Genomic DNA, 24,381 nt, shown 5'->3' with positions numbered 1-24,381 from the left:
AGCGGGACGCAGTATATCGAAAAGTCCATGTCGATAATATGAAGATTAGTGCTTAATATGTAATCAATCACGAAGCGCACTGTTATTAGGCATTTACGGCCAAGGCGCACCATTTTGGCGCACAATTAAACGATTAAAAACGCACAAAACTGTGCCGCTGACGCCCCGGCATGGCTCGAAAGCCCTGCAACTGCGCTTTTGTGAGGCAATATCGGCAAACTGGCAAGGCCCTTGCTTAAGTATAAACAGCCGCAATTGAAAGGTAAGGGCCACCGGCTTCTGATAAGCTTCCCTCACCTGCAAGCAGATCGGGCCTCAGTACACTGAACGATCCGGCACAACGAATATGTATAACTTACGGAGCATGCACAATGTCCAAGACTGTTGATTTGATCAAAGAACACGAAGTCAAATGGGTCGACCTGCGTTTCACCGACACCCGCGGTAAAGAGCAACACGTAACTCTGCCTGCCTCTGAGGTAGACGAAGACTTCTTTGCCGACGGCAAGATGTTCGACGGTTCTTCCATCGCTGGCTGGAAAGGCATCAACGAATCAGACATGATCCTGATGCCGGATGACAGCAGCTCCGTACTGGATCCGTTCACTGAAGAAACCACCATCAACATTACCTGCGACATCGTGGAACCCACCACCATGCAAGGTTACGAGCGTGACCCACGCTCTGTTGCTCAGCGTGCTGAGGAATACCTGAAATCCACCGGCATCGCTGACGGCGCCCTGTTCGGCCCGGAGCCTGAGTTCTTCATCTTTGATTCCGCAAAATGGAAGACCGACATGCAGGGCTCTATGTACGAGCTCTACTCGGAAGAAGCCGCCTGGGTATCCGGCGAAGACTTCGACCGCAACAACATCGGCCATCGTCCAGGCGTTAAAGGCGGTTACTTCCCGGTTCCACCGGTAGACAGCCTGCACGATCTGCGTGGCGCTATGTGTGCGGCCATGGAATCTATGGGGCTGACCATTGAGGTTCACCACCACGAAGTCGGCACCGCCGGCCAGTGTGAGATTGGCGTCGGTCCTAACAGCCTGACCAAGAAAGCAGACGAAGTACAGATCCTGAAGTACTGCGTGCACAACGTTGCCCACGCGTACGGCAAGACGGCGACCTTTATGCCCAAGCCCGTTGTTGGCGATAACGGTTCCGGCATGCACGTACACATGTCCCTGAGCAAAGACGGCAAGAACCTGTTCGCAGGTGATAGCTACGCTGGCCTGAGCGACGAAGCTCTGTACTACGTTGGCGGCATCATCAAGCACGCTAAGGCTATCAACGCCTTCACCAACCCGGCCACCAACAGCTACAAGCGTCTGGTACCAGGTTATGAAGCACCGGTTATGCTGGCCTACTCAGCCCGCAACCGCTCTGCCTCTATCCGTATCCCGTATGTGAATAGCGCCAAAGCCCGTCGTGTTGAAGTTCGCTTCCCGGATCCGGCCGCTAACCCGTACCTGGCCTTCTCTGCACTGATGATGGCCGGCCTAGACGGCATCCAGAACAAGATCCACCCTGGCGATGCCATGGACAAGGATCTGTACGACCTGCCGAAAGAAGAAGCTCTGAACATTCCGAAGGTTGCCGAGACTCTGCAAGAAGCTCTGGACGCCCTGAAAGATGATCACGAGTTCCTGACCCGTGGTGGCGTGTTCACCGAAGACATGATTGCCGGCTACATCGACCTGAAGCGTGCCGAAGTTGAGCGCATCAACATGACCACGCACCCGGTTGAGTTCGAGCTGTACTACTCCTGCTAACTCATCGCACCGTAAAGGTGCCATGACGCAGAAAAAAACCCGCCTCGGCGGGTTTTTTTTGTGGCCGAGTCCACAAAACCCACCCAACAACTGTCGCTCTTAACGAGATGTAACCAAGCGAGCCCTCCACAGCGTTGATATCACCGCCCTTGCCCCTGATAATCAAATGAGTTAACCAGAGCACAGGCCACGATCATGAAAACACTTGTCACGCTCGCATCCGGAATCCTTCTTCTGGCCTCTTCAGCAAGCTGGGCTGAGGTCTACCGCCACGTTGATGCCCAAGGCAATGTCACCTTCTCCGACGAACCCATGAAAGGTGGTGAGGCCGTCAAAGTAAAACCCGTCACCACGATCACACTACCCAAGCCCGAAGTCGTGCGCGAAACCGACAAGCTGCGCGATGAAGTTAAGCGCGAAGGCGCTTCTTATGACGACTTGGCCTTCGCTTACCCGCAGGATGACCAGGCCTTCCATAGCGGCAACGGCACCGTAACTTTTCAAGTGCACAGTACGCCCGGCCTGAAACCCAACCACAAATATGAGATCACACTCGACGGCCAACCAGTCGGCCAAAGTACATCGGGCTCCGTCACCGTCCAGAATATTGATCGCGGCACCCACAGCGCGGTCGCTCACATAGTGGATCACAATGGCGTGCAGGTAAAATCGAGCCAACCGGTTCGCTTCACCATTCACCGGCCATCCATTGCACGCTAAACCAGGCGCACCAATTTAGTGCGCCCGCACCAAATTAAAGCCATACTGTAGGCAACAAAAGGGCATAACCCGGGCTACCTACAGGCTTCCCTCTCGCTTTGTATCAATTCAATGCACCGCCTGCCCCGCCCAGGACCGCTCTCTTGAGTTTCACGCACCTTTTTTGACTTCACACAAAAATTGGTTCGTTTTTTGCAAAACCTGAGTGATAACCATGAGCGCCCAACGGGATCCCAGCATGTCGTTTCGACCATCCAGCACCCTGGAAACCGGGTACAAAAGCATTCTCGACAGCCTGACAACAGCGGTGCTGGTCTTGGGTGATGACCTGACTATTCGCTACCTAAACCCGGCCGCCGAGAACCTGTTTGAAACGAGCCTTACGCGGACTCAGGGGACGCCTCTGCACGAGGTTCTCATCGATTCAGAGAATGCGCTGAGAACACTGCACGCAGCGGCAAAGAACGGCCAATCCTACACACGGCGCGAGGCTGAGTTCGCATTACTGACCGGATCCCGCCTGATGGTGGATTACTCAGTCAGCCCCATCAGCATTGACCCTATTGAACTACTGATCGAACTCCAGCCCATAGACCGCCAGTTACGTATCAGTCGGGAAGAAGACATTATTTCCCAGCAGGAAGCCTCCCGAATTCTTGTCCGAGGCATGGCTCACGAGATCAAGAATCCACTGGGCGGCATTCGAGGTGCAGCACAACTGCTCGACCGCGAACTGGACAGTGACGGGCAACGCGAATACACCCAGGTCATCATTAACGAGGCCGACCGGCTGCGCAGTTTAGTGGACCGTATGCTCGGGCCCAACAAAGCCCTGCAGATCGCCCCGACCAACATTCATGAGGTTCTTGAGCGGGTTCGTACCCTGATCGAGGCGGAAAGCCGGGGCAAGGTGCAGCTGCAGCGTGATTACGATCCCAGCATCCCGGAATTCTTGGGCGACAAGGAGCAACTCATTCAGGCGGTATTGAACATTGCTCGGAACGCCATGGAAGCCGCATTTGAAAACGAAAGCGCTTCAGGTTCCGAAACAACACCCACAATAACCTTCCGCACCCGAACCTTGCGACAGTTCACCATCGGCCATCAACGCCATCGCCTAGCTTGCCGCATCGACATTATCGACAACGGCCCCGGCATTCCAGCCGACCTGTTGCAGAACGTTTTTTACCCCATGATCAGTGGTCGGGCTTCAGGCACTGGCTTAGGGCTATCGATCACCCAAAGCATCATCGGCCAGCACCGGGGCTTGGTGGAATGTGAAAGCGAGCCAGGAAAAACCGACTTCATTATCTTCCTGCCTCTGGAGGACACTTTATGAATCAGCCAGAAAACGTCTGGATCATCGACGACGACAAAAGCATCCGCTGGGTTCTCGAGCGAGCGCTGAGCCAAGCCGGCCTGCAAGTTCAGGCCTTTGACAGCGGCGAAGGCATTATTGCCCGGCTCGAACGGGAACGACCGGACGCGATTGTCAGCGACATCCGCATGCCCGGCGTGGATGGTATCACCCTGCTTTCCCGAATTGTTGCATTGCACCCGGACGTTCCTGTCATCATCATGACCGCCCACTCAGATCTGGACAGCGCGGTCACCAGCTACCAGACCGGAGCGTTCGAATACCTACCCAAGCCGTTTGATGTCGATGAGGCGGTCGCTTTGGTGAAAAGGGCCATCGCTCACAGCCATGAACAAAGAGCAACGGCTGAGCCTCACATTGAAGAGGTCCAAAAGAGCACTGAAATCATTGGCGAAGCACCGGCCATGCAGGAAGTGTTTCGAGCCATCGGCCGGCTTTCAAACTCGAACATCACCGTGCTCATCAACGGTGAAAGCGGTACCGGCAAAGAGTTGGTTGCCCAGGCGTTGCACAACCACAGCCCCCGCGCCCGAAGCCCATTTATCGCCCTGAACATGGCCGCCATTCCCAAAGACCTTATTGAGTCCGAACTGTTTGGCCACGAAAAAGGCGCATTCACCGGTGCCGGAAGCACTCGCCAAGGCCGCTTCGAGCAAGCCAATGGCGGCACGCTATTTCTGGACGAAATCGGCGACATGCCCGCCGACACCCAAACCCGCTTGCTGCGCGTCCTCGCCGACGGAGAGTTCTATCGGGTTGGGGGCACCACCCCAATCAAAGTGGATGTCCGTATCATCGCCGCCACTCACCAAGATCTCGAGAAACTGGTGAATGCCGGCAGTTTCAGAGAGGATTTGTTTCACCGCCTCAACGTGATTCGTATTCACTTGCCTAAACTGGCCGAGCGACGGGCCGACATCCCCCGGCTGGTTCAACATTTCCTTGAACAAGCAGCTAAAGAACTGGCCGTAGAAACCAAACTTCTGCGCAAGGATGCTGAGGAATACCTCTCAACCCTGCCTTGGCCTGGAAACGTTCGTCAGCTTGAAAACACCTGCCGCTGGCTCACGGTGATGGCCAGCGGTCGCGAAATTCACGTTGCCGACCTGCCCCCCGAGCTTTTGGATCAAGCCGAATCGGAAAACGACGCTACCGGCCAGACTTGGCAAGAGGGACTGAAAAACTGGGCAGAACAGGAACTGAAGCGTGGTAAAAAGAGCGTACTGGACAAAGCCGTACCCGAGTTCGAAAAGATCATGATTGAGACCGCACTGAAACATACCGGCGGGCGACGCCGTGACGCCTCGATTCTGCTCGGCTGGGGCCGAAATACTTTAACTCGAAAGATTAATGAGCTGGGTTTGGACCACCCGGAAACGACGGAAGAATAGCGGTCAACGCATCAAAGCGAATGACACAAAAAACCCGAGCTGATGCTCGGGTTTTTTGTGTGTACGACTACGAGTTAGAACGGGATATCATCATCGAAGTCGTCAATGGGCTCAGGCATAGCACCTGTCTGCTGCTGCGGCGCAGGGTTGTTATAACCACCCTGCTGCTGTTGCTGTGGCGGCGCGTTGTATTGTTGCTGCTGCGCCGGTGCCTGCTGTTGCGGACGACCCTGAGGTGCGCCTTGGTTCATGCCACCTTCACTTCCGCGGCTATCCAGCATCTGCATCTGGCCGTTGATATCCACAACAATCTCGGTGGTATATCGATCCTGACCATCCTGACCTTGCCACTTACGGGTTTGCAAACGCCCTTCGATATAGACCTTTGAGCCTTTGCGCAGGTACTGCCCAGCCACTTCCGCCACCTTGCCGAAGATAACAATCCGGTGCCATTCGGTTCTCGGAACCATCTGACCCGTCTGGCGATCCTTGTAACTTTCGTCGGTCGCCAGGGTCAGGTTAACCACTGCATTACCATTCGGGGTGTATCGGGTATCCGGGTCTTGGCCCAGATTACCGATCAGAATTACCTTGTTTATGCCTCGTGCCATGTTCTGCTCCTGGTGTTTTTTGACCGAACGCCTGCGCTCCCTGCAGACATCCAAAGTTTAAGTATTGTCACCCTGCCGCACAAAATCCAGGTGCGCAAGCTGATCTTCATTAAAGTGCTGACGATCCACCTTCAGGTAGGCCGTCGAAGCTTCTTCAACAATAACTACGTCCGCTACGCCAGACAGGCCGCGTAAGCGCTGATCGATATCGTCAAAGGTCGTCGCGACTGCATCACGCAACTGCACCACAAAACTGGTGGTGTAACTGGGCGTGGGCATAGAGAGCGCCACTAGCAACCAAACAGCCAGCCCGCCGGCCATTAGCCACAACACACCGTCCAAGCCGTTTTTTTGTAATAGATACCCGCCCAGCGCGCCTCCGAGAAAAGCCCCGAGAAACTGTGAGGTCGAGTAAACGCCCATCGCCGTACCCTTACTTGCCGCAGGCGCCTCTTTACTGATCAACGACGGCAAGCTGGCTTCCAGCAGATTAAAAGCCATAAAGAAGAAAAACAAAACGATCCACGCCAAGCCCAGACTGTCCGTCACGCCTGTCAGCGCCGCAGTGGCCAGGGCCAATAATGCTATCGCGCCACAGAGGACGGGTTTCATTTTACGCTTTTTCTCACCAATGATGATAAAAGGCACCATGGCAAAGAACGAAGTCACCATCACGGTGAGGTAAAACCACCAATGGGAGCTAGCAGCCAGCCCCAGTTGATCCTGGAGCATGGTGGGGAAAACCAAAAATAGTGAAGTGAGCGCGAAATGCAGTGCGAAGATTCCAAAATCCAGGCGCAACAGCCGGCCATCCGCCAAGACCTTCCCGACCATCTCCCGCGCGGGGTGCGTATCGGCACTCACCTTGTGTTGATGCGGCGTCGGCACCACTTTAGCCACCACTATCAGCGCCAGCAAAGCCAATACAGCCGTGGTGTAGAAGATACCTGACAACCCCCAAGCGGCGCCTAGTAAGGGGCCCGCAACGAGAGACACTGAAAAGGACAAACCGATGGAGATCCCGACCGTTGCCATCGCCTTGGTGCGCTGTTCTTCTCGAGTAAGATCGCTCAGCATCGCCATCAAAACACTTGCGATGGCACCAGCACCCTGCAGCACCCGGCCGGCAATTACGCCGTAAATCGAATCTGAGATGCCTGCCAACACACTGCCGGCCGCAAACAGAACCAGACCAATATAGATCATTCGTTTACGGCCAACCCGATCCGACAGCAATCCGAATGGAATCTGCAACAGCGCCTGGCTCAGCCCATAGGCACCTATCGCAAAACCGATGAGTGCCGGTGTCGCGCCCTGCAAATCGCTGCCAAGCAGAACAAATACCGGCATAACCATAAACAGGCCCAGCATACGCATGGCATATACCGAAGCCAGAGCCGCTACTGAGCGTTTTTCAAGCGCGTTCATATAACCCGTGCCGGACAGAATGAATGAGGTTGCGGCCGTGGGCCGCGAGGCGCGCATTGTACCAGAAGCTGAAAGCTGACGGGACTACTCACAAGGGTGTAGCGGTTGTGCACCACCAATTTAGCCGGCACCTTCCGAAAACGATATACTGGTCGTTTTTCATCGAAGCGAGGTGTTATGGACCATATCCAGATCAAGGGCGCGCGCACCCACAACCTGAAGAACATCGACCTGGATATACCACGGGACAAACTCATCGTGATTACCGGTCTCTCTGGCTCCGGCAAATCGTCACTGGCGTTCGATACCCTCTACGCCGAAGGCCAAAGACGTTACGTGGAATCCTTGTCGACCTACGCGCGGCAATTTCTTTCAATGATGGAAAAGCCCGATGTAGACCACATCGAGGGCCTGTCGCCTGCCATTTCTATCGAACAGAAATCCACGTCCCACAACCCGCGCTCAACAGTGGGAACAATAACGGAAATCTACGACTACCTGCGATTGCTGTTTGCACGTGCTGGCGAGCCTCGATGCCCGGACCATCATCAGCCATTGGAAGCTCAGACCGTCAGCCAGATGGTAGACCAAGTATTGGCACTACCTGAAGACAGTAAGCTGATGATCCTGGCGCCAGTCATCCGAGACCGGAAAGGTGAACACCATCAAGTCATCGACACCATGCGCAGCCAAGGTTTTATTCGGCTACGGGTAGACGGCACCGTCTATGACATCGATGACGTACCCGCTCTCGACAAAAAGCGTAAACACCAAATCGACGTGGTGGTTGACCGCTTCAAAGTAAAGCCGGGGCTGGAACAGAGACTCGCCGAAAGCTTCGAAACCGCCCTCGATCTCTCCGACGGCATTGCCCTCGTCGCACCTATGTCAGGCGAAGGCGAAGAACACACCTTTTCCGCCCGCTACGCCTGTAACCAATGCGGTTACTCCCTGAGCGAGCTTGAGCCGCGCCTATTTTCCTTCAACAACCCCGCTGGGGCATGCCCAACCTGCGACGGGCTGGGCGTTAAACAATTCTTTGATCCCGAAAAGATCATTCAACATCCGGAAGCCACTCTGGCTTCCGGCGCCATTAAGGGCTGGGACCGCCGGGCCGTCTACTATTTCCAAATGCTCACCAGCGTTGCTGAGCACTATGGCATGGATCTGGAAACCCCGTGGGATGAGCTACCACAAGACTTCCAGAAAGCCCTGCTGTACGGAACCGGAACCGAAGACGTCACCTTCCGTTACGTCAACTCCCGAGGCCAGATCATCGAAAAGGCGCACCCATTCGAAGGCATCTTGCCCAACTTGGAACGCCGTTATCGGGAAACCGAATCCCAGAGTATGCGGGAAGAGCTGGCCCGCAACCTGAGCACCCAACCCTGCAAAGACTGCCACGGCTCTCGATTAAGACAGAGCGCACGGCACGTCTTTATCAAAGAGCAAAACCTCCCAGACGTAACTCGCATGCCAGTGGGTGAGGCATACCAATACTTCGGGGAACTCGCACTTCCCGGGCGTAAAGGCGAGATAGCCGACAAGATTCTGAAAGAAGTACGTGAAAGGCTCCAGTTTCTGGTTAACGTCGGCCTAGAGTACCTGACCCTGGAACGCAGCGCCGACACCCTCTCGGGGGGCGAAGCGCAACGAATTCGCTTGGCCAGCCAAATTGGTGCTGGCTTGGTCGGTGTCATGTATATCCTCGATGAGCCTTCCATTGGCCTGCATCAGCGTGATAACGATCGATTGCTCGCCACCCTGACCCACCTTCGGGACCTAGGCAACACCGTGATCGTCGTAGAACACGATGAAGACGCCATACGTGCCGCCGATTACGTCATCGACATTGGCCCCGGCGCTGGCGTACATGGCGGTCAGATCGTCGCAAGAGGCACCCCAGCCGACATTATCGCCAACAAAAAGTCCTTGACCGGCCAATACCTGAGCGGCGCCAAAAGCATCGCCATACCGCCCGAACGCAACAAAGGAAATGGTAAAAACCTGGTACTGACCGGTGCAACCGGAAACAACCTTCAAGATGTCACGTTAACGCTACCTCTAGGCATAATGACCTGCGTGACGGGCGTATCCGGCTCTGGTAAATCGACCTTGATCAATAGCACCCTCTACCCCGTAGCGGCGGCGAAACTAAACAAAGCGACCAGTTTAAGCCACGCCCCCTACAAAAACCTGAAAGGGCTAGATCACCTCGACAAAGTGATCGACATTGACCAAAGCCCCATTGGAAGGACCCCCCGGTCCAACCCGGCCACCTATACCGGGTTGTTCACTCCGATCCGAGAGCTCTTTGCCGGCACCCAAGAAGCACGCTCGCGGGGCTATAAAGTCGGACGCTTCTCATTCAACGTCAAAGGCGGCCGCTGCGAAGCCTGCCAGGGCGATGGCGTCATAAAAGTAGAAATGCACTTCCTACCCGACGTATACGTGCCCTGCGACATCTGCAAAGGCAAACGCTACAACCGGGAAACTCTGGAAGTCCGCTACAAAGGCAAGAACATCCACGAAGTGCTCGACATGACTGTCGAAGAAGGCCGTGAGTTCTTTGACGCCGTCCCTTTCTTAGCGAGGAAGTTACAAACGCTGATCGACGTAGGCCTCTCCTACATACGATTAGGACAAAGTGCGGTCACGCTATCTGGTGGTGAAGCCCAGCGGGTAAAACTCGCAAAAGAGCTTTCCAAACGAGATACCGGCAAAACTCTGTACATCCTTGATGAACCAACAACCGGCCTGCATTTCTACGACATCCAGCAGCTATTAAACGTCCTGCAACGATTACGAGACCACGGAAACACCATCGTGGTGATCGAACACAACCTGGACGTGATCAAAACAGCGGATTGGATTGTCGATCTGGGTCCGGAAGGCGGTTCTGGTGGCGGGCAGATTATTGCGGAAGGTACTCCTGAAGACGTAGCAAATAACACTAACTCCCACACCGGCAAATACCTAAAGCCGATGCTGGAAAAATAAGGAAACCAGCACAAAGCTACGTCGGCCTGGGGTGCTAGGTCTATTTTCTGCCGGAAAAAGATGTCTGAGCGCAGCGAGTTATTTTTCCAAAGAAAATAGACCTAGCACCCCGGGCCACCCCGCCAAGTCTAACCACACCAATGAACACCCAAATTCCAGACACAAAAAAACCGGGAACCATTCGGATCCCGGCCTTTCCAAGAAATAGCCTAAACGATTTTACTCGTCGTCGCCCATCTCTTCAGCTTCGATGTCCAGAGGACGACCGACCAGCTCAACAAATGCCATAGGGGCATTGTCGCCAGCACGGAAGCCGCACTTCAGGACACGAAGGTATCCACCCGGTCGCTCGTTGTAACGGGGGCCCAGCTCGTTGAAAAGCTTGGCTACCGCTGCATCGCTCCGCAGGCGCGCGAACGCCAGACGACGGTTTGCAACCGAATCATTCTTTGCGAGCGTGATCAATGGCTCTGCTACCCGACGCAATTCTTTCGCTTTCGGGAGCGTCGTTTTGATCAGCTCGTGCTCAACCAGTGACGCAGTCATGTTACGGAACATGGCCTTGCGATGCGCACTGGTCCTGTTGAACTTACGACCACTCTTACGATGACGCATTGCTCTGATTCCTTACCTTAAACTAATCGGCGATTAACCGCCCAGAACCCGGTCATCACCACGAAGGCTTGCCGGCGGCCAGTTATCAAGACGCATTCCCAGAGACAAACCACGGGACGCTAGAACGTCCTTGATCTCGGTAAGCGACTTTTTGCCAAGGTTAGGCGTCTTCAGCAGCTCCACTTCTGTGCGCTGAATTAGATCGCCGATATAGTAAATGTTTTCTGCCTTCAAGCAGTTAGCCGAACGTACAGTCAACTCAAGATCATCAACCGGACGCAACAGAATCGGATCAATTTCTTCCTCTTCTTCTACGCGCTCAGGCTCTTTCTCATGATCGAAATCGACGAACACAGCCAATTGTTGCTGGAGGATAGTCGCGGCCCGGCGAATTGCTTCTTCCGGATCGATCGTACCGTTAGTCTCCAGATCAATAACCAGCTTGTCGAGATCTGTACGCTGCTCAACCCGTGCGCTTTCAACCGCATAAGACACTCGGCGAACCGGGCTGAACGTAGCATCAAGCTGCAAACGCCCAATGGCACGAGTTTCGTCCTCGTCCAGTCCACGCTGATCAGCTGGCTCGTAACCGCGACCACGAGACACGCGCAAGCGCATGTTCAGTTCGCCGTTCTCGCTCAGGTGACAGATAACGTGTTCCGGGTTAGCGATTTCAACGTCGTGATCCAACGTGATATCGCCAGCAGTTACAACGCCCGGACCTTTTTTGCTGAGTGTCAGCTCAGTGTCATCACGTCCGTTCATCTTTACGGCAACGCCTTTGAGGTTCAAAAGAATCTCAATGACGTCCTCCTGGACACCCTCGATGGCACTGTACTCGTGCAGGACACCGTCGATCTGTGCTTCAGTCACGGCGCAGCCTGGCATCGAAGACAGAAGAATGCGACGAAGCGCACTACCCAAAGTATGACCAAAGCCGCGCTCTAGCGGCTCCAGGGTAACCTTGGCACGCAAAGCGCCGGACTCTTTCACGTCAATCGTACGAGGTGTCAATAACTCATGTACTGAACGCTGCATAGACGCCCCTATCTGCTATCGTTGCTAACTGGGCTTTACTTAGAGTAAAGCTCGACGATGAGGTTCTCGTTGATGTCGGCAGGCAGTTCAGTACGCTCAGGCACTGACTTGTAAACGCCGGACATCTTGTTGGCGTCAACCTCTACCCAGCTCACCGGCGCGCGGCTACCAGCCAGTTCCAGTGCGCCTTTAACACGCAACTGATTTTTGGCCTTCTCACGCAGACTCACAACATCACCTGCTTTAACCTGATAAGACGGAATGTTCACCGGCTTATCGTTAACCAGGATCGCTTTGTGAGAAACGAGCTGACGGGACTCTGCACGGGTAGAACCAAAGCCCATGCGATATACAACGTTATCCAGACGGCCTTCCAGAAGTTGCAGCAGGTTTTCACCAGTTGCACCCTTCCGACGGGCTGCCTCTTTGTAGTACCCACGGAACTGCTTCTCAAGCACACCGTAGATACGACGAACTTTTTGCTTCTCGCGAAGCTGCAAGCCGTACTCGGACAGACGACCGCGACGCGCGCCGTGCATACCCGGCGGAGTCTCGATGTTGCACTTGGAATCGAGCGCGCGAACACCGCTCTTCAGAAAAAGATCTGTCCCTTCACGACGAGACAGCTTGCACTTCGGGCCTATATAACGAGCCATATTTCACTGTCTCCTGTGTTAGACGCGGCGCTTTTTGGGCGGACGACAACCGTTATGGGGAATCGGCGTCACATCAGTGATGTTAGTGATCTTGTAGCCACACCCATTCAGGGCACGAACTGCAGATTCACGTCCGGGCCCAGGACCCTTAACCTCTACATCCAGGTTTTTAAGGCCGTATTCAGCAGCCGCATTACCGGCTCTTTCAGCTGCTACCTGCGCAGCAAAAGGTGTGCTCTTACGTGAACCGCGGAAACCAGAACCACCTGAAGTGGCCCAGGACAATACGTTGCCCTGACGGTCCGAAATGGTCACGATGGTGTTGTTGAAGGACGCGTGAATGTGCGCGACGCCATCAACAACCGTCTTTTTCACCTTTTTACGGGTACGTGTACCTGGCTTTGCCATGTTTGCCTACCTGTTACTTACGAATAGGTTTGCGTGGACCTTTACGGGTGCGGGCGTTGGTCTTGGTGCGCTGGCCGCGAACTGGAAGTCCGTGACGATGGCGCAGACCACGGAAGCAACCGAGATCCTTCAAACGCTTAATGTTCATCTGTACTTCACGACGCAAATCGCCTTCGACGGTAAACTTGCCCACTTCAGTACGAAGTGCTTCAAGCTGCTCGTCGCTAAGGTCTTTGACCTTGACGTCCGGCTTAACGCCGGTTGCATCGCAAAGCTTCTGGGCTGTTGTCTTGCCGACACCAAAAATGTATGTCAGTGAGATAACAGCATGTTTGTGATCGGGTATATTGACACCGGCTATACGTGCCATCCAAATTACTCCGCGTTCAAAGCTTTGCTGTGTGAATTTTCCGCCACAAAAAGGGCGCGAAATAATAACGCTTGACTCGAGCTTGAGTCAAGCGCCTTATTCCGAACCCCTTTTACAATGTCAGTTCAGATCCCGAAGGATTAGCCCTGGCGCTGCTTGTGGCGAGGCTCCGAGCAGATGACTCGAACTGAGCCATTGCGTCGAATTACTTTGCAGTTACGGCAAATTTTCTTTACCGAAGCGCGTACTTTCATTGTCGACTCCAGTTTTCAAGGGGAACGGCTTTCAGCCGTTCCGTCCATAGCCCTTGAGATTGGATTTCTTCATCAGCGATTCATACTGATGAGACATCAGGTGCGACTGAACCTGCGCCATGAAATCCATCACCACGACTACAACAATCAGCAGTGATGTACCGCCTAGATAGAAAGGTACGTTACCTGCAACCATCAGGAACTGAGGGAACAGGGACACCGCTGCGATATACATAGCCCCGAACAACGTCAGACGTGTAAGAACACCATCGATGTACTTCGCCGTCTGCTCTCCCGGACGAATTCCCGGAATGAACGCGCCGGAACGCTTGAGGTTATCCGCAACTTCTTTAGGGTTGTACATCAGCGCTGTGTAGAAGAAGCAGAAGAAAACAACTGCTGCTGCGAACAGAATAATATACAAAGGTTGGCTCGGAGCCAATGCCTGTGAGACATCACTTAGCCATTCCATGCCTTCACCTTGCCCAAACCACTGTCCCAGGGATGCAGGGAACAACAGAATCGAGGAAGCAAAGATCGGCGGAATAACACCGGCCATGTTCACCTTGAGAGGCAAATGGCTGGATTGCTGAGCAAATACCTGACGCCCCTGCTGCCGTTTTGCATAGTTAATGGTAAGGCGGCGTTGACCGCGCTCCATGAACACCACAAATCCGACTACAGCAACGGCCAGCACGCCAATACCGAGAACAACCAGCAGACTCATCTCTCCGTTACGTGCTTGCTCCAGGGTCTGACCTATAGCCCCCGGCAAGCCCGCGACGATACCTGCAAAAATAAGCAGGGAGATACCGTTTCCGATACCACGCTCGGTGATCTGCTCACCAAGCCACATCATGAAGACGGCACCACAAACGAAAGAGACAACCGCCACAAAGTGGAAGCTGAAGCTGTCGTTAAACGTAACACCTTGAGAGGCAAGCCCCACCGAAATACCGAAGCCCTGAACCAGGGCTAGGATAACCGTACCATACCGCGTGTACTGGCTAATCTTACGACGACCAGCTTCACCCTCTTTTTTCAGCTGCTCAAGCTGCGGACTAACCGCAGTCATGAGCTGCATGATAATAGAGGCCGAAATATACGGCATAATACCGAGTGCGAAAATACTCATGCGCTCAAGCGCACCACCGGAGAACATGTTAAACAGGCTCAGGATTGTACCCTGATTCTGATCAAACAATGCCGCCAAACGGTCTGGGTTGATGCCCGGCACCGGAATATGAGCACCGATGCGGTACACCAACAACGCCAGAAAGACAAACCAGAGCCGCGAACGCAGCTCTGCAAATCCTTTTCCGGCACCCGCAGGCAATGATGCTGTCTTGGCCATTTAGTCCTCGACTCGTCTTAGTCTTCGACTTTCCCACCCGCGGCAACAATTGCCTCGCGTGCGCCTTTGGTGACACGTAGCCCTTTAACGGTTACCGCGCGGTCTAGCTCACCAGACAGCATAACCTTAGCAACGCGAATCTCTTCACGAATGATGTCAGCCTTCTTCAGTGCAGCCAGATCGACTACGTCACCCTCAACCTTCGCCAGTTCGTTCAGGCGAATCTCAGCAACGTAACGCTGCTGACGCGAGGTGAAACCGAATTTTGGCAGACGACGGGCCAAAGGCTGCTGACCACCCTCGAAACCAGGAGCTACAGAGCCACCGGAACGGGATTTCAGACCTTTATGACCACGACCGCCCGTTTTACCGAGTCCGCTACCGATACCACGACCAACACGCTTAGCGGTTGGACGTGAACCAGGTTCCGGAGCAAGTTCGTTCAGACGCATCTTAGTTCTCCTCAACCTGCACCAGGTAATTAACCCGGTTGATCATACCGCGAATAGAAGGAGTGTCTTCTACCTCAACAGTGTGACCGATTTTACGAAGACCCAAGCCTTTTACACAAAGCTTGTGCTTAGGCTGGCAACCGATTGGGCTGCGGGTCAGAGTTACTTTGATCGTTTTTGCGTTCGCCATGACTTCAACCCAGGATTTCTTCGACGGATTTACCGCGCTTGGCTGCAACATCTTCAGGCGCGTTCATTGCCTGCAGACCCTTAATGGTTGAACGTACAACGTTCACCGGGTTGGTAGAGCCGTAGCACTTAGAGAGAACGTTTTGAACGCCCGCCACTTCAAGCACTGCACGCATCGCACCACCAGCAATTACACCGGTACCTTCGGAAGCCGGCATCATGAACACTTTAGAACCGCCGTGCTGTGCACGAACCGGGTACTGAAGCGTGTTGCCGTCTAGAGCGACATCTACCATGTTTTTACGCGCAGCTTCCATAGCCTTCTGGATCGCGACCGGAACTTCCCGGGCCTTACCACGACCAAAACCAACGCGTCCTTTACCATCACCCACTACGGTCAGTGCAGTGAAGGCAAAGATACGGCCGCCTTTAACAACCTTAGCGACTCGATTGACCTGAACCAGCCTTTCCTGGAGCTCAGGCGCCTTCTGTTCGTTAACGCTCATCTTCTCCACCTCTTAGAATTGCAAGCCAGCTTCACGAGCACCGTCGGCCAAAGCCTGAATGCGACCGTGATAACGGTAACCTGAGCGGTCAAATGCGACCTTCTCAATGCCTGCCGCCTTAGCGCGCTCAGCAATCAGCTGACCGACTTTTTTAGCGGCGTCCACGTTACCGGTTGCACCCTGGCGCAATTCCTTATCCAACGTGGAGGCAGTTGCCAGCACTTTGCTGCCATCTGCTGTAGTAACCTGGGCGTACATGTGACGCGGTGTGCGGTGAACGCACAGACGGTCAGTACCCAGCTCACGAATCTTCATGCGCACTTTACGTGCGCGACGCAGTCTTTCGTTATTCGCGCTCATAGTCCCGCCTTATTTCTTCTTGGCTTCTTTGCGTCTTACCTGCTCATCCGCATAACGAACACCCTTACCCTTATAAGGCTCGGGCGGACGGAACGCGCGAATGTCTGCAGCGACCTGGCCAACCTGTTGCTTGTCGATACCGCGAATTACAACTTCCGTGTTAGACGGAGTTTCAGCGGTAACACCCTCGGGCAGCTCATATTCAACCGGGTGAGAAAAACCCAGTGTCAGATTGAGCTTTTTGCCTTGCGCCTGAGCACGGTAACCTACGCCTGCCAGCTGAAGCTTGCGCTCCCAGCCTGTAGACACGCCGTTAACCATATTGTTAACCAACGCCCGAGTAGTACCAGCAAGAGCGCGGGACTTTTTAGCACCATCGCGCGCCGCAAAGCGAAGACGACCGTCTTCCTGCTTTACTTCAACCGCTTGGTGAATAGTGAGTTCAAGTGCTCCTTTGGAGCCCTTTACATTGATTTCCTGTCCGTTCAGCTTAACCTCAACACCGGAAGGCAGCACGACAGGATTATTGGCAACCCTGGACATGTGATTCTCCTAGAATACGGTGCAGATGACTTCGCCACCCACGCCAGCAGCTCGTGCGGCGCGGTCTGTCATAACGCCCTTGGACGTTGAGACAATCGCGACTCCCAGACCACCGGATACTTTCGGCAGTTCCCCAGCGCCCTTGTACTGGCGCAGACTCGGACGACTAACCCGCTTGATCTCTTCAATAACCGGCTTACCACCGAAGTATTTCAGGTTGATCGTTAGCTGGGGCTTCGCGTCAGCTGAAACGGAAAACTCTCCAACGTAGCCTTCGTCCTTCAGGACCTGAGCTACCGAGATTTTCATCTTGGAAGATGGCATGACCACGTCGGCCTTCTGTGCCATCTGAGCATTACGAATACGAGTAAACATATCCGCAAGCGTATCTTGCATACTCATTACAATGAGTCTCCTGATCTTTTTAGTTGTGCAGCGGCGCGCCGCACCGCTTACCAACGGGCTCCTGACCGAAGTCAGGATGCCTGTCTTACCAGCTCGCCTTAGTCAGCCCTGGAACGTCACCGCGCATGCCGTATTCACGGAGTTTAATCCGTGAAAGTTCGAACTTGCGCAGAACGCCGTGAGGACGACCAGTCACCTGGCAACGATTCCGAAGACGTGAGGGGCTCGCATTGCGAGGCTGCTGTTGCAGCTTCATCTGTGCGTCCCAACGCTCTTCGTCGCTGGTATTAGGGTTTTTGATAATCGCCTTGAGCTCAGCGCGCTTGGCTGCGTATTTAGCCACAGTCTGCTCACGCTTCAGCTCACGGTTTTTCATTGAAACCTTAGCCATGTCACTCGTTCCTTATTTCTTGAACGGAAAGCCGAAGGCTTTCAACAGTTCGCGACCTTCGTCGTCGGTACCGGCAGAGGTAGTGATTGTGATATCCAACCCGCGGACCTTGTCGACTTTGTCGTACTCGATCTCAGGGAAGATGATCTGCTCACGCACACCCATGCTGTAGTTACCGCGACCGTCGAAGGATTTCGGATTGAGGCCACGGAAGTCACGAATGCGGGGAACCGCAATGTGAACCAGGCGATCAAAGAAATCCCACATGCGCTCACCGCGCAGGGTCACTTTACAACCAATCGGCCAACCTTCACGGATTTTAAAGCCCGCTACGGATTTTCTCGCCTTGGTAACAACAACTTTTTGACCTGCCAGACGCTCAAGATCCGCGACGGCATTTTCAATCAGCTTTTTGTCACCAACAGCTTCACCGACACCCATGTTCAGGGTGATTTTTTCGATACGCGGAACCTGCATAACGTTCTTGTAGCCGAACTCTTTCTGCAGGGCGGGTACCACTTCCTTTGAATACTGCTCTTTCATGTTAAGCATCGTAACCACCACCGCTTACTGGTTATCGACAGGTTCTTTCGTGGACTTGAAGATCCGCACTTTAGTGCCGTCTTCCTTAATCTGGAAGCCAACACGATCGGCTTTGCCGGTCTGCGGATTAAAAATAGCCACGTTGGAAGCCTGGATAGGCGCTTCTTTTTCGACGATACCACCTGGGGTGCCGAGCATCGGGTTAGGCTTTGTGTGCTTCTTGATCATATTGATCCCAGAAACAATCACGCGACCATCGTCCTGAACCTTCAGAACTTTACCACGTTTCTCTTTGTCTTTCCCCGCGGTGACGATTACTTCGTCATCTCGTTTAATCTTTTTCATAACCGGCCTCTGGTCCTTTAAAGTACTTCGGGTGCCAGTGAGATAATCTTCATGAACTTTTCGTTTCGCAGCTCACGAGTAACCGGTCCGAAGATACGGGTACCAATGGGCGCGTCCTGATTGTTCAGAAGTACCGCCGCGTTACCGTCAAAACGGATCAAAGAACCGTCTGGACGACGCACACCCTTACGGGTACGTACTACAACAGCCTTAAGGACCTGGCCTTTCTTCACCTTGCCGCGTGGGATGGCTTCCTTAACGGTCACCTTGATGATATCCCCAACGCTGGCATAACGCCGGTGAGATCCGCCCAGGACCTTGATACACATAACTTGACGTGCACCGCTGTTATCCGCGACTTCAAGCATTGTTTGAGTCTGAATCATGGTTGTTCTCCGGGCGAATTACACCTTGGAAGCGCGTTCGGTGACCTCAACCAGAGCCCAGCTCTTAGTCTTGGAGACCGGACGGGTTTCCTCGATGGTTACGGTGTCGCCGATGTTGCACTGATTGCTTTCATCGTGCGCATGGATCTTGGTTGAACGCTTCATGTACTTACCGTACAGAGGATGTTTCACCTGACGTTCAACCAGGACCACGATGGACTTGTCCATCTTGTTGCTCACGACCTTGCCGCTCAGAGTTCTGGCAGTTTGGGTAGCTTCGGTCATGTCACTGTCCTGCCTTTTCATTCATTACCGTTTTAACGCGCGCAATGTCACGTTTCACGTTGCCGAGGAGGTGAGACTGATTCAGCTGACCCGTTGCTTTACGCATACGCAGGTTGAACTGCTCCTTCAGGAGGTTGATCAGCTCGCTGTTCAGCTCCTCAACGGACTTTTCACGCAGCTCTGTTGCTTTCATCACATCACCGTCCTCGTTACAAAGGTGGTCTGTACAGGCAGTTTGGCCGCTGCCAATGTGAAGGCTTCCCGAGCCAATTCCTCGGATACACCTTCCATTTCGTAGAGCATGCGGCCTGGCTGAATTTCAGCCACCCAATACTCGACAGAACCCTTACCTTTACCCATTCGAACTTCGAGTGGCTTTCCGGTGATCGGCTTGTCCGGGAAAACCCGAATCCAGATCTTACCGCCCCTCTTGATCTTACGAGTCATGGTACGACGCGCTGCCTCAATCTGACGCGCAGTTATACGTCCACGGGTTGTCGCTTTCAATCCGTATTCACCGAAGCTCACCTTAGTAGCTCGCTGAGCAAGACCGGTGTTACGGCCTTTCATTACCTTGCGAAATTTGGTGCGTTTTGGTTGCAGCATAAGAGTGCCCCTTTACTTAGAACCTTTCTTCCCAGAGGCTTTCTTGTCAGCACGGACCTGTTCCATACCACCAAGAATCTCACCTTTGAAGATCCATACCTTCACGCCGATAACGCCGTAAGTGGTGTGCGCTTCATAGGTTGCGTAATCAATATCTGCACGCAGTGTGTGCAGAGGAACACGACCTTCGCGATACCACTCGGAACGTGCGATTTCAGCACCCCCAAGACGACCACCAACCTGAATCTTGATACCCTTGGCACCCTGACGCATAGCGTTCTGAACAGCACGCTTCATAGCGCGACGGAACATCACACGACGCTCGAGCTGACCAGCAACGTTTTGCGCTACCAGGCGGGCATCCAGGTCCGGCTTGCGGACTTCTTCGATGTTGATGTGCACGGGCACACCCATCATGTCGCTAACTTCACGACGCAGACGATCAACATCTTCACCCTTCTTACCGATAACAATACCGGGACGGGCGGTATGGATCGTGATCCGGGCGTTCTGAGCAGGGCGCTCGATCACGATCTTGCTGACAGACGCCTTAACCAGACGCTTGTCTAGGAACTCGCGAACCTGAATGTCATTCAACAGGTTTTTCGCGTAGTCCTTTTTATCGGCATACCATACTGAGTTGTGCTCTTTGACCACACCCAGGCGCATGCCGGTCGGATTTACTTTATGACCCATCTGAGCATCTCCTACTTGTCGGCGACCTTGACGGTGATATGACAGGTGCGCTTCATAATACGGTCAGCGCGCCCCTTGGCTCGAGCTTTGATTCGCTTGAGCGTTGGGCCCTCATCCACCATAACAGTGGAGACCCGCAGATCATCAACGTCTAGACCTTCGTTGTGCTCAGCGTTAGCGATGGCAGATTCAAGAGCTTTCTTGATCACGCCAGCCGCCTTCTTCGGGCTGAAAGTCAAAATGTTCAGGGCGTCCTCAACAGCCTTGCCGCGTACTTGGTCAGCGACAAGACGCGCTTTCTGAGCTGAGAGGCGAGCGCCCTTATACTTGGCTGCTACTTCCATTTCTATTACCTCAGGATCAGCGTTTAGCTTTCTTGTCGGCCGCATGACCACGATAAGTACGCGTTGCCGCGAACTCACCCAGCTTATGTCCTACCATATCTTCGGTGACATAAACCGGCACGTGCTGCTTGCCGTTGTGGACTGCAATGGTCAGGCCTACCATCTCTGGGAAAATTGTCGACCGGCGGGACCAGGTTTTAATTGGACGCTTGTCGCTTTTTTCCAGAGCTGCCTCGACCTTCTTCAACAGATGCAGGTCTATAAAAGGACCTTTCTTTAAAGAACGTGGCACAGCAATTACCTCTATGTAGTCGTTTACTTGGCCGAACGACGACGTACTATCATCTTATCAGTACGTTTGTTCTTACGAGTCTTATGCCCTTTGGTCGGAACACCCCACGGAGTAACCGGGTGACGTCCACCAGAGGTACGCCCTTCACCACCACCATGCGGGTGGTCAACTGGGTTCATAGCAACACCACGTACTGTTGGACGTTTACCGCGCCAACGTGATGCACCCGCTTTACCAAGCTGCTTCAGACTGTGCTCACTGTTGGACACTTCACCCAACGTGGCGCGACAATCTACAAGCACCTTACGCATTTCACCTGAACGCAGGCGGATAGTGGCGTAAGCCCCCTCCCTTGCAACCAGCTGTACGGATGCGCCCGCAGAGCGAGCCAGCTGAGCACCTTTGCCAGGCTTGAGTTCGACGCAGTGAATCACTGAACCGACCGGAATATTCCGGAGCGGCAAAGTGGAACCCACCTTGATCGGCGCGTCGACGCCGGAACGCACAGGATCACCGGCCTTAACACCTTTAGGAGCGATAATGTAACGACGCTCGCCATCGGCATACTTGACCAGCGCAATGTGCGCTGAGCGGTTAGGATCGTATTCCAGGCGCTCGATGACCGCCGGGATACCATCTTTAGTCCGCTTAAAATCAATTACACGGTAGTGCTGCTTATGACCACCACCAATGTGGCGACTGGTGATGCGGCCATTATTATTACGGCCACCAGTCTTACTCTGTGCTTCTACCAACGACTGGTATGGGCGCCCTTTGTGCAAATCCGGGTTGTAAAGCTTTACAACGTGACGGCGTCCGGCAGATGTTGGTTTGGTCTTGACGATCGGCATATTACGACCCCTTTACCTTATTCCACATCCAGAAAATCGATGTCCTGACCTTCTGCCAGCTTAACGTAAGCCTTACGAATGTCATTACGCTTGCCGAACCCGCGGATAGTGCGCTTAAGCTTACCCTTACGGTTCAGAACCTGAACACCTTCTACGGTGACGTTGAACAGCTGCTCAACGGCTTTTTTGATCTCGGGCTTGGTCGCATCAGGGGCAACACGAAAAACCACCTGACCGTGCTCCGCTACGCGAGAAGCTTTCTCTGATACGAGTGGTCCAAGCAGGACCTTGTAAATACGTTCCTGATTCATCCCAGCATCTCCTCGATCTTCTTCAGAGCGGGAACAGTGACCACGACCTTCTCGTAGGCAACCAGGCTAACAGGATCCAGACCTGCCACGTCACGAACGTCCACATGAGGGATGTTGCGAGAAGCAAGGTGCAGGTTCTGCTCAACGGTCTCAGACAGAATCAGGGCATTAGAAACACCCAACTCTGCCAGCTTCGCTGTGAACACCTTGGTTTTCGGAGTTTCAACGCTGATCTCGTCAACCACTACCAGACGCTCCTGACGAACCAGCTCGGAAAGAATCGAGCACATGGCCGCACGGTACATCTTACGGTTAACTTTCTGTTCAAAGTCGCGAGGCTTGGCAGCGAAAGTTACGCCACCTGAACGCCAGATCGGGCTACGAATGGTGCCAGCACGCGCACGGCCAGTACCTTTTTGACGCCAAGGCTTCTTACCACCACCTCTGACTTCAGAACGTGTCTTCTGAGCCTTAGTACCCTGACGGCCAGCTGCCATGTAAGCAGTAACCACCTGGTGAACCAGAGCTTCGTTAAAATCTTTGGCAAACGCAGCGTCGGAAACAGAGATTCCCTTGCCGCTACCAGTAATTGTCAATTCCATCGAACCGCTCCTCAGGCTTTGACTGCAGGCTTGATGACAACATCGCCGCCAGTTGCGCCGGGTACGGCACCACTTACTAGCAGCAGGTTGCGCTCGGCATCGACACGGACAATCTTGAGGTTCTGCACAGTAACCTGCGCATTACCCATCTGACCGGCCATCTTTTTACCCTTGAATACCTTACCCGGAGTCTGGTTCTGACCAATGGAACCCGGAGCACGGTGAGAAAGGGAGTTACCGTGGGTAGCATCCTGCATGGAGAAGTTCCAGCGCTTAACACCGCCCTGGAAGCCCTTACCCTTGGATCGACCAGTGGCATCAACCACTTGACCGTCTTCGAATAGAGAGACTGTCAGCTCGCCGCCAGCGGCCAGCTCTTCACCTTCACCTTCAGCCAAACGGAATTCCCAGGAACCACGACCAGCTTCAACGCCAGCTTTTGCGTAGTGACCTGCTTCCGCCTTGGTAACACGGGAGGAACGACGAGAACCTACGGTTACCTGAACTGCACGGTAGCCGTCGTTTTCGAGAGTTTTGAGTTGAGTAATCCGGTTAGGTTCAACCTCGATTACTGTAACAGGCAGCGCCTGCCCATCTTCCGTAAAAATACGGGTCATACCGGCCTTACGACCGACAACACCAATTGCCATGTTTCACCTCTTAAGTGTACGGGGCTCGCACCCTCTATGGCCTATGACAGTTACACACACCAATACCGAAAGGTATTAGCCGAGGCTGATCTGAACGTCCACACCTGCTGCCAGGTCCAACTTCATCAGAGCATCCACTGTCTTTTCCGTAGGCTCAACAATGTCGAGCAAACGCTTGTGCGTACGAATTTCATACTGGTCACGCGCGTCTTTGTTGACGTGCGGGGATACCAGTATCGTGTACTTTTCCTTCCGCGTCGGCAGAGGAATAGGACCACGAACTTGAGCGCCAGTCCGCTTAGCGGTATCGACGATCTCCTGCGTGGACTGGTCGATAAGGCGATAATCAAACGCCTTCAACCGGATTCGAATTTTTTGGCTTTGCATGATGCACCAAACTCCACTCGTAGCAGCTACTAGTTAGCCGACCTTCAAAAAAAGGAGCCGCATTGTATGCATAATACCCAACCGTGTCAACTGCCGAGGCAATTGACACGGTTGGGATAGCTTTGCGACCTAAACAGAAAAAGGGGCTGAGAATTTTCAGCCCCTTTTTCCTGATCAACCGAGCATATTACTCGATGATCTTGGCAACAACACCGGCGCCAACGGTACGGCCGCCTTCA

35 protein-coding genes are annotated in these 24,381 nt (G+C 53.7%); 5 read left to right on the top strand and 30 right to left on the bottom strand.

The window, feature by feature from the left end; genetic code table 11:
* Positions 1-371 precede the first annotated feature (371 nt).
* The 4 genes from glnA to ntrC all read left to right on the top strand — a co-directional run bounded on the left by glnA (position 372) and on the right by ntrC (position 5,264).
* Positions 372-1,775, top strand: coding sequence for a glutamate--ammonia ligase (glnA, locus tag ACNQ6O_RS14335; RefSeq protein WP_418053891.1), 1,404 nt, complete (start codon positions 372-374; stop codon positions 1,773-1,775).
* A gap of 195 nt (positions 1,776-1,970) precedes the next feature.
* On the top strand, positions 1,971-2,495 hold the full coding sequence (locus tag ACNQ6O_RS14330) for a DUF4124 domain-containing protein (RefSeq protein ID WP_418053890.1): 525 nt from the start codon (positions 1,971-1,973) through the stop codon (positions 2,493-2,495).
* A 238-nt stretch (positions 2,496-2,733) separates the two neighbouring features.
* Positions 2,734-3,834: a nitrogen regulation protein NR(II) gene (gene glnL, locus ACNQ6O_RS14325; RefSeq protein WP_418053889.1), complete on the top strand. Its 1,101-nt coding sequence runs from the start codon at positions 2,734-2,736 to the stop codon at positions 3,832-3,834.
* Entirely contained in the window at positions 3,831-5,264 is a 1,434-nt protein-coding gene (gene ntrC, locus ACNQ6O_RS14320) for a nitrogen regulation protein NR(I) (protein ID WP_418053888.1), read from the top strand. The genes glnL and ntrC overlap by 4 nt, the downstream gene beginning before the upstream one ends.
* 74 nt (positions 5,265-5,338) lie before the next feature.
* Here ntrC and ssb read toward each other — a convergent pair whose 3' ends face one another.
* Both ssb and ACNQ6O_RS14310 read right to left on the bottom strand, forming a co-directional pair.
* Positions 5,339-5,875, bottom strand: coding sequence for a single-stranded DNA-binding protein (ssb, locus tag ACNQ6O_RS14315; RefSeq protein ID WP_418053887.1), 537 nt, complete (start codon positions 5,873-5,875; stop codon positions 5,339-5,341).
* Between the two features lie 57 nt (positions 5,876-5,932).
* Positions 5,933-7,303, bottom strand: a complete 1,371-nt coding sequence (locus tag ACNQ6O_RS14310; protein ID WP_418053886.1) for an MFS transporter — start codon at positions 7,301-7,303, stop codon at positions 5,933-5,935.
* A 177-nt stretch (positions 7,304-7,480) separates the two neighbouring features.
* Here ACNQ6O_RS14310 and uvrA point away from each other — a divergent pair, with 177 nt between their 5' ends.
* Positions 7,481-10,303 (top strand): excinuclease ABC subunit UvrA, encoded by a 2,823-nt coding sequence (uvrA, locus tag ACNQ6O_RS14305; RefSeq protein ID WP_418053885.1) that lies wholly within the window; start codon positions 7,481-7,483, stop codon positions 10,301-10,303.
* 219 nt (positions 10,304-10,522) lie between these two features.
* On the opposite strand, the gene rplQ is transcribed toward uvrA, so the two are convergent.
* The 28 genes from rplQ to rpsJ all read right to left on the bottom strand — a co-directional run bounded on the left by rplQ (position 10,523) and on the right by rpsJ (position 24,142).
* The gene (rplQ, locus tag ACNQ6O_RS14300; RefSeq protein WP_114335808.1) at positions 10,523-10,918 is read right to left on the bottom strand and encodes a 50S ribosomal protein L17; all 396 of its coding nucleotides are present in this window, start codon (positions 10,916-10,918) and stop codon (positions 10,523-10,525) included.
* A gap of 33 nt (positions 10,919-10,951) precedes the next feature.
* Positions 10,952-11,956 carry a DNA-directed RNA polymerase subunit alpha gene (locus ACNQ6O_RS14295; protein WP_133006537.1) on the bottom strand — a complete coding sequence of 335 codons (1,005 nt, stop codon included), beginning with the start codon at positions 11,954-11,956 and terminating at the stop codon, positions 10,952-10,954.
* A 35-nt stretch (positions 11,957-11,991) separates the two neighbouring features.
* A complete protein-coding gene (rpsD, locus tag ACNQ6O_RS14290; protein WP_114335806.1) occupies positions 11,992-12,612 on the bottom strand; it encodes a 30S ribosomal protein S4 in 621 nt (206 codons plus the stop codon).
* An 18-nt stretch (positions 12,613-12,630) separates the two neighbouring features.
* The gene (rpsK, locus tag ACNQ6O_RS14285) at positions 12,631-13,020 is read right to left on the bottom strand and encodes a 30S ribosomal protein S11 (protein ID WP_004580767.1); all 390 of its coding nucleotides are present in this window, start codon (positions 13,018-13,020) and stop codon (positions 12,631-12,633) included.
* 13 nt (positions 13,021-13,033) lie between these two features.
* Positions 13,034-13,390 carry a 30S ribosomal protein S13 gene (gene rpsM, locus ACNQ6O_RS14280; RefSeq protein WP_029655315.1) on the bottom strand — a complete coding sequence of 119 codons (357 nt, stop codon included), beginning with the start codon at positions 13,388-13,390 and terminating at the stop codon, positions 13,034-13,036.
* Positions 13,391-13,530: 140 nt separating this feature from the next.
* Positions 13,531-13,644 carry a 50S ribosomal protein L36 gene (rpmJ, locus tag ACNQ6O_RS14275; protein ID WP_008174902.1) on the bottom strand — a complete coding sequence of 38 codons (114 nt, stop codon included), beginning with the start codon at positions 13,642-13,644 and terminating at the stop codon, positions 13,531-13,533.
* A gap of 31 nt (positions 13,645-13,675) precedes the next feature.
* On the bottom strand, positions 13,676-14,998 hold the full coding sequence (gene secY, locus ACNQ6O_RS14270) for a preprotein translocase subunit SecY (RefSeq protein ID WP_114335804.1): 1,323 nt from the start codon (positions 14,996-14,998) through the stop codon (positions 13,676-13,678).
* A 17-nt stretch (positions 14,999-15,015) separates the two neighbouring features.
* Positions 15,016-15,450 carry a 50S ribosomal protein L15 gene (gene rplO, locus ACNQ6O_RS14265; RefSeq protein ID WP_114335803.1) on the bottom strand — a complete coding sequence of 145 codons (435 nt, stop codon included), beginning with the start codon at positions 15,448-15,450 and terminating at the stop codon, positions 15,016-15,018.
* A gap of 1 nt (position 15,451) precedes the next feature.
* Positions 15,452-15,640 (bottom strand): 50S ribosomal protein L30, encoded by a 189-nt coding sequence (gene rpmD / locus ACNQ6O_RS14260; protein ID WP_007153997.1) that lies wholly within the window; start codon positions 15,638-15,640, stop codon positions 15,452-15,454.
* Between the two features lie 4 nt (positions 15,641-15,644).
* Positions 15,645-16,145: a 30S ribosomal protein S5 gene (gene rpsE, locus ACNQ6O_RS14255; protein ID WP_114335802.1), complete on the bottom strand. Its 501-nt coding sequence runs from the start codon at positions 16,143-16,145 to the stop codon at positions 15,645-15,647.
* 12 nt (positions 16,146-16,157) lie between these two features.
* A complete protein-coding gene (rplR, locus tag ACNQ6O_RS14250; protein WP_114335801.1) occupies positions 16,158-16,505 on the bottom strand; it encodes a 50S ribosomal protein L18 in 348 nt (115 codons plus the stop codon).
* Positions 16,506-16,514: 9 nt separating this feature from the next.
* Positions 16,515-17,048 (bottom strand): 50S ribosomal protein L6, encoded by a 534-nt coding sequence (rplF, locus tag ACNQ6O_RS14245; protein ID WP_199007992.1) that lies wholly within the window; start codon positions 17,046-17,048, stop codon positions 16,515-16,517.
* A gap of 9 nt (positions 17,049-17,057) precedes the next feature.
* On the bottom strand, positions 17,058-17,450 hold the full coding sequence (gene rpsH / locus ACNQ6O_RS14240) for a 30S ribosomal protein S8 (RefSeq protein WP_114335799.1): 393 nt from the start codon (positions 17,448-17,450) through the stop codon (positions 17,058-17,060).
* Between the two features lie 88 nt (positions 17,451-17,538).
* Positions 17,539-17,844, bottom strand: coding sequence for a 30S ribosomal protein S14 (rpsN, locus tag ACNQ6O_RS14235; RefSeq protein ID WP_114335798.1), 306 nt, complete (start codon positions 17,842-17,844; stop codon positions 17,539-17,541).
* A gap of 12 nt (positions 17,845-17,856) precedes the next feature.
* Complete coding sequence (gene rplE / locus ACNQ6O_RS14230) at positions 17,857-18,396, bottom strand: 50S ribosomal protein L5 (protein ID WP_133006544.1); 540 nt, start codon at positions 18,394-18,396, stop codon at positions 17,857-17,859.
* Between the two features lie 15 nt (positions 18,397-18,411).
* Positions 18,412-18,732 (bottom strand): 50S ribosomal protein L24, encoded by a 321-nt coding sequence (rplX, locus tag ACNQ6O_RS14225; RefSeq protein WP_114335796.1) that lies wholly within the window; start codon positions 18,730-18,732, stop codon positions 18,412-18,414.
* A 17-nt stretch (positions 18,733-18,749) separates the two neighbouring features.
* On the bottom strand, positions 18,750-19,118 hold the full coding sequence (rplN, locus tag ACNQ6O_RS14220) for a 50S ribosomal protein L14 (RefSeq protein WP_007154005.1): 369 nt from the start codon (positions 19,116-19,118) through the stop codon (positions 18,750-18,752).
* 18 nt (positions 19,119-19,136) lie between these two features.
* Positions 19,137-19,403 (bottom strand): 30S ribosomal protein S17, encoded by a 267-nt coding sequence (gene rpsQ, locus ACNQ6O_RS14215; protein ID WP_114335794.1) that lies wholly within the window; start codon positions 19,401-19,403, stop codon positions 19,137-19,139.
* 1 nt (position 19,404) lies between these two features.
* A complete protein-coding gene (rpmC, locus tag ACNQ6O_RS14210) occupies positions 19,405-19,596 on the bottom strand; it encodes a 50S ribosomal protein L29 (protein WP_114335793.1) in 192 nt (63 codons plus the stop codon).
* Positions 19,596-20,009, bottom strand: coding sequence for a 50S ribosomal protein L16 (gene rplP, locus ACNQ6O_RS14205; protein WP_114335792.1), 414 nt, complete (start codon positions 20,007-20,009; stop codon positions 19,596-19,598). Before rplP ends, rpmC begins: the two co-directional genes overlap by 1 nt.
* 12 nt (positions 20,010-20,021) lie before the next feature.
* Entirely contained in the window at positions 20,022-20,705 is a 684-nt protein-coding gene (gene rpsC / locus ACNQ6O_RS14200; protein ID WP_418053884.1) for a 30S ribosomal protein S3, read from the bottom strand.
* A gap of 11 nt (positions 20,706-20,716) precedes the next feature.
* Positions 20,717-21,049 carry a 50S ribosomal protein L22 gene (rplV, locus tag ACNQ6O_RS14195; protein ID WP_044387658.1) on the bottom strand — a complete coding sequence of 111 codons (333 nt, stop codon included), beginning with the start codon at positions 21,047-21,049 and terminating at the stop codon, positions 20,717-20,719.
* A gap of 16 nt (positions 21,050-21,065) precedes the next feature.
* Positions 21,066-21,341, bottom strand: a complete 276-nt coding sequence (gene rpsS, locus ACNQ6O_RS14190; RefSeq protein WP_114335791.1) for a 30S ribosomal protein S19 — start codon at positions 21,339-21,341, stop codon at positions 21,066-21,068.
* Between the two features lie 23 nt (positions 21,342-21,364).
* A complete protein-coding gene (gene rplB / locus ACNQ6O_RS14185; protein ID WP_418053883.1) occupies positions 21,365-22,192 on the bottom strand; it encodes a 50S ribosomal protein L2 in 828 nt (275 codons plus the stop codon).
* A gap of 17 nt (positions 22,193-22,209) precedes the next feature.
* Positions 22,210-22,503: a 50S ribosomal protein L23 gene (rplW, locus tag ACNQ6O_RS14180; protein ID WP_114335789.1), complete on the bottom strand. Its 294-nt coding sequence runs from the start codon at positions 22,501-22,503 to the stop codon at positions 22,210-22,212.
* Positions 22,500-23,105, bottom strand: coding sequence for a 50S ribosomal protein L4 (gene rplD / locus ACNQ6O_RS14175; protein WP_418053882.1), 606 nt, complete (start codon positions 23,103-23,105; stop codon positions 22,500-22,502). Before rplD ends, rplW begins: the two co-directional genes overlap by 4 nt.
* Positions 23,106-23,116: 11 nt before the next feature.
* Entirely contained in the window at positions 23,117-23,755 is a 639-nt protein-coding gene (gene rplC, locus ACNQ6O_RS14170) for a 50S ribosomal protein L3 (RefSeq protein ID WP_418053881.1), read from the bottom strand.
* Between the two features lie 75 nt (positions 23,756-23,830).
* Positions 23,831-24,142: a 30S ribosomal protein S10 gene (rpsJ, locus tag ACNQ6O_RS14165; RefSeq protein WP_041341420.1), complete on the bottom strand. Its 312-nt coding sequence runs from the start codon at positions 24,140-24,142 to the stop codon at positions 23,831-23,833.
* Positions 24,143-24,381: the final 239 nt, after the last annotated feature.

The sequence above is a fragment of the Marinobacter sp. SBS5 genome (genome assembly GCF_048285575.1).
Lineage (GTDB): Bacteria > Pseudomonadota > Gammaproteobacteria > Pseudomonadales > Oleiphilaceae > Marinobacter.
The sequence above is the reverse complement of the archived record's forward strand: the minus strand, read 5'-3'. Positions and strand labels throughout refer to the sequence as shown.